The organism is Anaeromyxobacter sp. SG66 (genome assembly GCF_022690805.1).
GTDB lineage: Bacteria > Myxococcota > Myxococcia > Myxococcales > Anaeromyxobacteraceae > Anaeromyxobacter > Anaeromyxobacter soli.
In genome coordinates this window covers 1-8,961 of the sequence record NZ_JALCZC010000145.1, presented here as the reverse complement: position 1 = coordinate 8,961, position 8,961 = coordinate 1, and the positions used below count along the sequence as shown (strand labels likewise).

The window sequence follows — 8,961 nt, the reverse complement described above, 5'->3', positions numbered from 1 at the left end:
TCTGGTCGCTACCCTGGAGCAGGTAGGAGAAGCCCTGGAACTGCGTGCTGGCCCCCTTCTTGGGGATCCGCATATTGTTCATTGAATTGTGCATCGTGTGGCAGCCGTCGCAGGTCGCGACGCCGCCGTCGTGGAACGCGAGCACGGAACAAGGCACGGCCAGAGCGAGCGCGACGAGCGCGCCCGCGATTCTTTCGAAACGCATCGGTGTGGTCCCCCAGCTTGCTGCGAGTTGAGGGCGCGGAATGTACCGGACGGTCGGACATGTCCGACAGGGAAATATCGGTGCGTGCAATTGCACGCTCCGGTGATAACTGCGCCGGGACCGTTGCTCGTCGCCGTCGGATTGCGTTGAGCGCCAGGCCTATCGTGAAGAATAGCCGTGCTGTTCGATGACGGTAAGTGAATAGGCGTGTGCCATCGTCACGGGACTCGGACGGTTGACTGTGGTCAGCCTTCGGGCAGGAGCCTCCCGCCCGTGCTCATGGACAAAGCCGGCGAACAGATGCACGCCACACCGCTGGCTCCAGCCGCGGAGATGGCGGACGTTTCGGCTTTCCCGTGCCGCTTGACGCTGCCGAGAGGCCCACGCGATAACGGCTGCGTCCCAGGGGGCGGACGGGAGCGCGATGAAGCTGAATCTGGGTGGGGCCGGGGCTGCGACGGAGCGCCTTGTTCTCGCGGCGGCCGGCGTGATCGTGTTCGCGCTCGCCATCTCCTTGCTCTCCGCCCACCGCGACCTCGACTACATCGTCTGGGCCTCCCACTACGTCGCGGAGGGCCGCTGGAACGTCTACCAGGCGGTGTACGAAGGCCCCGCGCGCCCCTTCATCGAGGGGTTCACGTACCCGCCGCTCGCGTACCTGTGGTTCGGCGCGATCGTGGCGGTGGGAAAGCTGTTCGGGCTCTACGGCTACGCGCCCTGGCTCGTGCCGCAGCCGCTGACCGCCGTCGAGTACCTGCTGCCGCGGCTGAGCTACGTGCCGGCGCTCCTCGTCATCGCCTGGACCGCGCGGCGCTTCTGGGAGCGGTTCCTCCGCAAGGACGGGGAGGACCTGGGGGGACACGCCTTCCTCGCGGCCCTCACCTCGCCGATCCTGCTCTTCGTCGGCTTCGTGTTCGGGCAGTTCGACCTCCTGCCCTCGGCCGCGACCTTCCTCGGCGCCTACCTCGTCGCGACGCGCCGTCCTTTCACAGGCGTCCTCGCCCTGTTCGTCGGCATCTGGCTCAAGAACTTCCCGGCGGTGCTCCTCGTCGTCCTCCTGCCGGTGCTCGTGACCGAGTTCGGCTGGCGGCGCGCCCTCGCGCCGCTCGCCGTGGGCGTCGCGGTGAGCGCGGCGATCGTGGCGGCCTTCTGGAGCCCGGGCTTCCGGGAGGGCTACCTCGCCTTCCGCAACCACGGCTACGACGCGATCTTCTGGGACGGTCCGGTGCGCACCACGCTCACGGAGTGGCTGCTCGCCGGGCTCCTCGTCGCGAGCGTCTGGATGAGCCTCTTCCGTGGGCTCGCGCTCTGGCAGAAGGCCGCCATCCTGTACGCCGGCAGCGTGGTGTTCCTGCTCGCGCCGCGCTACTGGTTCCCCCAGTACGTGGCGTGGGCCGCGCCGGCGCTCGTCCTCTTCGTGCTGGCGGCGCTGCGGCACCGCTCCTCGTTCTTCCCGCTCGCCTACGTCGGCCTGAACGCGCTCTACCTCGCCGCGACGTTCGTGCTCTTCCCGGACAACGTGGACACGAACATGTTCCGCGCGCTCGCCCCCGCCGTCCCGGGGCTCACCGCGAGGCTCCACCTCGAGGCGCTCGCGGGGCCGCTCTGGACGGCGATCGCGCTGCTGCTGCTGGCGTCGACGGCGATCTTCACGCTCGACGTGGCGCTCGGCGAACGACCGGACCGCCGCCTCGAGCCGGTGCGTCCGGTTCCGCCGCGGCTCCAGCTCACCGCCACGGCGGTCGCGTCCGTCGCGCTCGTGGCGCTGTACGTCGCCGCACACGTGGCGAACGTGCTCGCGCCGGTCGCAGGCTGAGCCGCGCGCGTGCTCCCCGGGCGTCTCGCCCGCACGCCACGGGAGGTCGCTCGTCCGCCGTCCGCTACGGCTTCGCCTCGTCGTGCGCCGGCTCCACCGCCCGCGCCCGGGTGTCCGGCTCCCCGCGCGCTCTCTTCCTGTAGAGCCACCACGGCCCCTCGCGTGCGGCGAGCTCGACCGGCTCGGTCGCCTCCCGGAACAGGAAGGCGCCCGTGTCCTCGGAGGAGCGCGCGAGGAAGTAGTCGTACCAGCCGTCCGTCGCCCACGTGAACCGGTCGGGCCGGAGGTTGAGCGTGGGCGTCATGGGGGGCTTCGCGCCGGGCCGGTACCGCACCACCTGCGCCGAGGTCTCGGCGAACGAGTACCCGAGCACTCCGCCTCGCCTCGCCTGGATCCATGCCCCGAAGTGCAGGTAATAGGGCGCGCCCGGCAGGGCGTCGCTGTACGAGCGCCACGGCAGCGCGACGAGGCGCGGCGCCGGCGGCACCGCGTCCACGATGCGGTCGAAGCCGCGGGCCTCCGCGTCGAACCTCCGGAAGCGCGCGGTCCACAGCGACATGCAGGCGAGCGTGAGGAGCACGAGGCCCGCCCGCGCGAGCGCCGTCCGTCGCCCGGGACGCGCCGGCGCGCTCAGCGCGAGGAGCGCGAAGGGCACCATGAACACGGTCAGCCGCTCGTAGATGAACGAGACCGCGAGCGCGTGGTGCGGCAGCGCGAAGTAGAGCGCGAGCACGAGGGCGAGGGGCGCAAGGCGCCCGGGATCGCGCGGGCGCGGCGCGCGCGCGAGGACGAGCAGCGCGGCGAGGGCGAGCGCGACCGCGACGGAGAGGATCCCGGAGGTCTCGCCGTCCCGCAGCACGTCGGGGGCAGTCCCGAAGATCATCCCGGGGAGATCGGTGATCCGTCTCGCCGTATCGACCCAGATCGTCGCCTCGTCGGCGTGCCTGGAGGCCGCAGCGAGATCGCCCATCCTCGCGCGCGCCATCCAGAGCATGAGCGGGACGGGCGCGGCCAGGGGGAGCGATCGGAGCACCGCGAGCCGCCAGCCGGGCGCGCGGTGGACGATGAGGGCCAGCGCCGCGCACGCGGCCACGGCGAGCGCCATGGCGTGGGCGAAGAACACGAGGACGGTGAGGAGGCCGAGCTCGAGCGCGCGCCAGGGCGAGGGCCTGGAGGAGCTCCGGATCGCCGCCGCGACCAGCGCGACGGCGAGCGGCGCCGCGACGAGGTACGGGAGGAAGCCCCAGTGGAAGGAGAAGCTGAAGGCGGCGGGGAACGCCGCGAGCGAGGCCCACGGATCCCCGTCCGCTGCCCGGAGGAGGCGAGCGGTGGCGAGGGGGAGCGCGATCACCGCGAGGCTCACGACGAGGTGCAGCGCCGCCGGGATTCCCGCAAGCTCCGCGAGGGCGCGCACGAGGAGCGGCGACACGAGGTAAGGCGTCGCGAGGTCGAGCTCGAGCCGATCCGCGAAGCCCCACCCCGCATCGCGCAGGTGCATCCACATCGAGGTCCCTGCGGCGTGCTGGGGGAGATCGACCATGGGCAGGTAGTCGACCGACCAGATCGGGACCAGCGTCGCGATCGCGCACAGCAGGAAGGCGGCGGCGTAGATCGGGTCGAGCCGGAGGCCCGGCGTCGCGGGCGCTGCGCCATCGGTTCCCGGGAGAGGCGGCGGTGTCGTCATGGCCCGGCGCGCAGCCGGCCGCGCACGAGCGCCAGCGCCTCCTCGATCTCGGCGTCCGTCCCGCGCGCGATGCGCGACGCCTCCGCGAGGACGTCCGCGGCGTCGGCGAACCGCCCGGCACGCGCGAGCGCCGCGCCGAGCCAGTAGCGGTAGTCCACGTTCTGCGGGTATTGCCGGACGAGCGGCCCGAGCGCGGCGATCCCCTCCAGCGGCGCGTCGGAGACGGTGAGCATCCGGCCCAGGTCGCGCCGGAACTGGCGGTCGGGCCGGAGCGCGTCGGCGGCGTCGCACTCGGCGACGGCGGCCGCGAACCGGCCGGTGCGGAGGAAGAGCAGGCTCCGGGCCCGGTGCCGGGAGGCGGGACCGCGCACCGTGCGCGCGGCCTCCTCCAGGTCCGCCACGGCCTCGGGGAGACGGCCGCGCGCGGCGAGCTCCTCCGAGAGCTGCCAGTGCGCCATCAGGCTCTCGGGCGCGGCGCGCACCGCGGCGGTCCAGAGGGTGAGGTCGTCCTGGAACGCGGTCGCGCGCGTGGCGGTCGCGATCGCAAGGAGCGCCGCGACCGCGCCCGCTCCGGCGATCGTGGCGCGGCGATGGCTCGCCGCGAGCTTCGCGAGGCCGGCCGCGACGAGCGCGACGGGGCCCATGAGCGCGACGTACTGAAGGTGGTTCGAGACGGGCCCGAAGCGCAGGTAGGCGATGTCCACGAGCCCGAGGACCGGCAGGAGCATGAGCGCGTGGAAGCCGAGAGCGAGGAGGGCGGGCCGGCCAAGGCTCGCGCGGCGCGACCCCAGCACCGCGAACCCGGCCGCGAGCGCGAGGAGGGGCAGGTAGAACGCGGGCGACGCCGCGGCCACGGGCCACTCCGGGTAGACGAACGCGAGGCGAACGGGCAGGAGCGCTTGCTCGAGATACGACACGAGCGCCCAGCCCGCGCCGCCGAGCCGCTCGCCGAGGCCGCGCTCCGGCAGCCACCCGTCGGTCATCGCCCGGACGCGCTGGAACCAGATCGTCGCGAGCCCGGCCGCGAGGGCCACGGCGAAGAACGGGGCCGTGCGCGCGAGGTCGCTTCGATCGATCCGGCCGCGCCGATACCAGGCGAGGAGGAGGAGCACCACCGGCAGCATGACCACGGACGTCTTCGCGAGGAGCGCGAGCGCGAACAGCAGCAGGGCGACCGCAAGCTCGCGCCGGCGCCCGCTCCGCTCGCTGTGAAGCCACGCGAGCACGCTCCCGAGGAACAGCGGCGCGGAGAGGGTGTTCTTGAGCTCCGAGATCCAGGCGACCGACTCGACCGTCACCGGGTGGACCGCGAAGAGGAGCCCCGCGAGCCACGCGCCGGGGAGCTCGAGCGCGCGCAGCACGCGCCAGACGAGGATCGCCGTCGCGGCGTGGAGGAGGACGTTCGTGAGGTGGTAGCCGAGGGGCGCGTCGCCCCAGAGCCGCGCCTGGATCCACAGGACGGTGTACGTCAGCGGCCAGTAGTCCTTCGCCGCGGCGCTGAACCAGATGTCCGCGAGCGATCCGCGGACGATGGGCCCGTCGGGCAGGAACTGGTGGTCGTCGAACACGAACCCGGCGCCGAGCGCGGGGAGGTAGGCGACCAGCGCCGCGATCGCGATGGCGCCCGCCGCCCAGGCCGCGGCGCTGCGGGTGTTCCTCGGGAGCATGAGGGCGCCGAGTATACCGGCAACGGGACGGGTCGATTTCTCCGGCGCCGCGCGGAGCGGGCTGCCGCTCGACCGCCAGCGAACCCGCCGCGACGCGCGCCGGTGACCCCTGTGCGACTCGGTACGCCGCGGCGAGTCGAGAGCGGATTGCGCTCGGAGCGAGACGCGCTGCGCCTCGTCCGCCCGGTCGCCACGACCTTGGGGTAAGCTGCGCGCCTTCCGGAGGAAGCTGCGGAGCGCGCGCAGCGTTCAGGACGAGGATGGCCCGAACCAACGAGAGCGCTGCGGGTCGTTCACCGCCGACCGCCGGCGAGCCGAGCGGCGCGCGACCGCCGGGTCGCGGCGACGAGCCCTTCACCCCGCCCGCGTCCGCGGCGCGCCGCTGGGCCGTCCCGGCGCTCCTCGTCCTCGCGGTCGCGCTGACGTACGGGAACGCGCTCCGCAATGGCTTCGCATGGGACGACCGGCAGATCATCGTCGAGAACCCCACCGGCCACTCGCTCTCGAACCTGGGCGCCGTGCTGACCGAGTGCGACACGACCGGCGGCTCGACCCCGTACTACCGCCCCTTGAACCGGGCGCTCTATCTTTTCGACTACCAGCTCTTCGGGCTCGGGGCCTGGGGCTACCACCTCGTGAGCGTGCTCTGGCACGCGGCCGCCGCGCTCCTCCTCTTCGTCGCCGCGCGGCGGCTGTTCAGGGCCGAGCTGCCCGCGGCGCTCGCCGCGCTCCTGCTGGCCGTCCACCCCATCCACGCCGAGCCGGTGAACTTCATCTCCGGGCGGAACAACGTGGTGGCCACCGCGTTGGTGCTCGCGGCGCTCGCCGCGTACCTCCGGGCGCGGGACGAGGGGAAGAGAGCCTGGTACGGCGTCTCCCTCGGCGCGTTCTTCCTCGGCCTCCTGTGCAAGGAGCCCGCGATCATGCTCCTCCCGCTCCTCGGCGTTCTGGAGGCGCTCTCGGGAGCTCCCTGGCGCGAGGTGGTGAGGAGGCGGGGCCCCATCCTCTCGGCGTTCGCGGGCGTCGCGGCGCTGTACCTGGGGCTCCGGGCGGCCGTCCTGTCCTCCGCGCTGGGTGCGCAGGTGTCCTACACGCGTCCAGGGGAGGTCCTCTCGAACGTCCTCCACATCGTGCCGAAGTACGCGGCAGTGACGCTGTTCCCGCGCGAGCTCACCGCCGTCTACTCGCGCCCGGGGAGCTACTTCTCCCATCCGCTCGCCCTCGCGCTCGCCTGGCTGCTCCTGGCGGTCGCGACCTTCCTGCTGCTTCGCCAGAGGCGCCTCGTCACCCGCTTCGGCATGGCCTGGGCGGTCCTCGGCTTCCTGCCGGTGAGCACGATCGTGTGGTTCCCGAGCGCGGAGCTCGCGGAGCGGTACCTGTACCAGCCGCTCGTCGGCGCGTGGCTCGTGGTCGCGGATCAGGCGTGGCGGCTCTGGCAGGAGCGGCCCCGCCTCCGGACCCTCATGGCCGCCACGGCCGGAGTCCTTCTCGTCTCGCTCGCAGCCCGCGCCGTGGCGAGGAACCCCGACTGGCGCGATGACCGGGCGCTCTTCACGAGCGCCGTGCGGGTGGAGCCTTACAACGCCGACGCTCACTTCGCGCTCGGCGACGCCCACGCGCGCGCGGGCGAGCCAGAGCGCGCGAGAGACGAGTGGGATGAGGCGCTTCGCCTCGACCCCAGGAACGTGCTCGCGCTGACGAACGTCGGAACCTATTACGCGCAGCGCGGCGACTCGGCGCGCGCGGAGCAGTACTTCCGGCGCGTGCTCGAGGTGGACGAGCGCGACGACGTCGCCCACTTCAACCTCGCCTTGATCGCGGAGCGATCCGGGCGAGTCGACGAGGCCGTCGCCCACTATCGGCGTTTCGTGGAGATCGAGCGCAGCGGCCGAGCGGAGCTCGTCGCGAGAGTCCGCGCCCGAATCTCCGCCCTCGAGGGGCGTCCCGCGGGCGATCAGTAGGTGTGCAGCGCGCCGCCCGCGCCGGCTGCGTAACCTCGCGTTCGTCCGGGCCGCGCGCCCGACTCGCGCGCCTCTCCCTCTTCCGACGCAGATGCCCCTGCGTTCAAGGATCGTCGCGCCGCGACCGATGCGTGATGGCTCCGCGCGTCAGGCCGCGCAGATCGCGTGTACGACATTCCCGTACCTGGTCTGCTGCGGTGGCGCTGGGTGTGGCGCATGCCCCAACCACATGTACCGCTGGGTCAAATGGCGCAGCGCGCGCTGTCCCCAAGCTGTGGGAGACGCGGATCTGCCGGGATTTTGGCGCTTCCTGGCTCGGTATCGCCCTTGCACAGTGGGCTGCCAACGAACATGGCCCGCCTCTCGACCGCCATCCTCGCCGTCTTCCTCGCCGCCTCCGCCCACGCGGACGCGCCGGCGGGTCTGCGGACCCGGTATGGCTACGACCTCTCGAGCCTGAGCGGCCGGATCGCCTCGAGCTGGGCCGCGCTGTCGTACGACCGCGCGAACCGCGAGCTCTTCATGGTCGACCGCTCGCAGGGGATCGTCCACGTCTTCACCGACCTGGGCATCGAGACCTACAGCTTCGGCGACGAGTCCGACATCGGGACCATCATCGGCGCCGTCCCGCTCGAGAGCGGCGAGCTGCTCCTGCTCACCTCGGTCGGCCGGACGTGGGCGCTGTGGCGCTGCAACTTCCGCGGCGAGCCCATCGCGAAGATCGAGATCAAGGGGCTCCCGGAAGGCTTCGCGAAGGACTTCGCCCCGAACGCGCTCCAGCGCGCGGCCGGCCGGACCTTCCTCGCCGACAAGGGCGGGATGAAGGTGCTGGTGACGGACGACGCGGGCGCGACGGTCGCCACCTACGAGCTGCGGGATCTCCTCCAGTTCGACAAGCGCCACCGCGAGGACGCGATGAGCGGCTTCAACGTCGATCGCGACGGGAGCCTCCTCATCACCGTCTCGCCGATGTTCCAGGCCTTCGTGGTGTCGCCCAAGGGCGAGGTGCGGCGGTTCGGGACTCACGGCAGCGTGCCCGGCAGGTTCAACATCGTCGGAGGGATCGCGACGGACGAGAAGGGCAACTACCTCGTCACCGACCTCCTCCGCGCCGTCGTCATGGTCTTCGATCGCGAGTTCGAGTTCCTGGGCGAGTTCGGGTACCGGGGGGACGACCCGGAGAACCTCCTCGGCCCCATGGACCTCGTGGCCGCGAACGGCAAGATTTTCGTCGCGCAGTCCGGAAACCGGGGAGTGAAGGTCTTCCGGTACGAGTGACAAAAGGTGTTGCAGCAGGAGTTGCAGTCGCAGTGAGCAGAAGTGAGTGCAGGGGAGTGGTACCCGCAGCAGTACGGCCCCGTGAAGTCGCAGAGGGCCACAACACACAAGGGGAAACAATGAAGTTCACCAAGTTTGCCGTTGCAGCGGTCGCCGCGCTGAGCTTCTCCAGCGCGTACGCTTTCCACGACGGCGGCGTCGCGACCTGCGACGGCTGCCACACGATGCACAACTCGAAGGGCAACACTGCGATGGCCAAGAAGGGGGCCAGCACGCAGTTCCAGGGCTTCTCCTACCTGCTCCAGGGTAGCGACCAGAGCTCGACGTGCCTCAACTGCCACGCGGCGGCC

Annotated in this window: 5 protein-coding genes and 2 pseudogenes; 4 read left to right on the top strand and 3 right to left on the bottom strand. The window is 71.9% G+C overall.

Translation table 11 applies throughout. The annotated features are described in order from the left end of the window. Positions 1–205, bottom strand: a pseudogene (locus MNZ39_RS22075) (cytochrome C); the annotation flags it as partial. A 424-nt stretch (positions 206–629) separates the two neighbouring features. Between MNZ39_RS22075 and MNZ39_RS22070 the strand changes: the two are divergent. Continuing rightward, positions 630–2,021 carry a hypothetical protein gene (locus MNZ39_RS22070; protein ID WP_242341256.1) on the top strand — a complete coding sequence of 464 codons (1,392 nt, stop codon included), beginning with the start codon at positions 630–632 and terminating at the stop codon, positions 2,019–2,021. 64 nt (positions 2,022–2,085) lie between these two features. Here the strand turns inward: MNZ39_RS22070 and MNZ39_RS22065 are convergent, their stop codons facing one another. Together MNZ39_RS22065 and MNZ39_RS22060 are read right to left on the bottom strand one after the other, a co-directional pair. Beyond that, a complete protein-coding gene (locus MNZ39_RS22065) occupies positions 2,086–3,705 on the bottom strand; it encodes a hypothetical protein (RefSeq protein WP_242341255.1) in 1,620 nt (539 codons plus the stop codon). Next, on the bottom strand, positions 3,702–5,372 hold the full coding sequence (locus MNZ39_RS22060) for a glycosyltransferase family 39 protein (protein WP_242341254.1): 1,671 nt from the start codon (positions 5,370–5,372) through the stop codon (positions 3,702–3,704). Before MNZ39_RS22060 ends, MNZ39_RS22065 begins: the two co-directional genes overlap by 4 nt. A gap of 260 nt (positions 5,373–5,632) precedes the next feature. Here MNZ39_RS22060 and MNZ39_RS22055 point away from each other — a divergent pair, with 260 nt between their 5' ends. The 3 genes and pseudogenes from MNZ39_RS22055 to MNZ39_RS22045 form a co-directional block, all read left to right on the top strand. Then, positions 5,633–7,333 carry a tetratricopeptide repeat protein gene (locus tag MNZ39_RS22055; RefSeq protein ID WP_242341253.1) on the top strand — a complete coding sequence of 567 codons (1,701 nt, stop codon included), beginning with the start codon at positions 5,633–5,635 and terminating at the stop codon, positions 7,331–7,333. A 351-nt stretch (positions 7,334–7,684) separates the two neighbouring features. Further along, positions 7,685–8,611 carry a hypothetical protein gene (locus MNZ39_RS22050; protein ID WP_242341252.1) on the top strand — a complete coding sequence of 309 codons (927 nt, stop codon included), beginning with the start codon at positions 7,685–7,687 and terminating at the stop codon, positions 8,609–8,611. A 119-nt stretch (positions 8,612–8,730) separates the two neighbouring features. Then, positions 8,731–8,961: pseudogene (locus MNZ39_RS22045) on the top strand (cytochrome C); the annotation flags it as partial.

Bases quoted from the DNA above. Each gene is read 5' to 3' on its own strand.
- MNZ39_RS22065 (WP_242341255.1), bottom strand. From the start codon at position 3,705: ATGACGACACCGCCGCCTCTCCCGGGAACCGATGGCGCAGCGCCCGCG.
- MNZ39_RS22055 (WP_242341253.1), top strand. From the start codon at position 5,633: ATGGCCCGAACCAACGAGAGCGCTGCGGGTCGTTCACCGCCGACCGCC.
- MNZ39_RS22070 (WP_242341256.1), top strand. From the start codon at position 630: ATGAAGCTGAATCTGGGTGGGGCCGGGGCTGCGACGGAGCGCCTTGTT.
- MNZ39_RS22060 (WP_242341254.1), bottom strand. From the start codon at position 5,372: ATGCTCCCGAGGAACACCCGCAGCGCCGCGGCCTGGGCGGCGGGCGCC.
- MNZ39_RS22050 (WP_242341252.1), top strand. From the start codon at position 7,685: ATGGCCCGCCTCTCGACCGCCATCCTCGCCGTCTTCCTCGCCGCCTCC.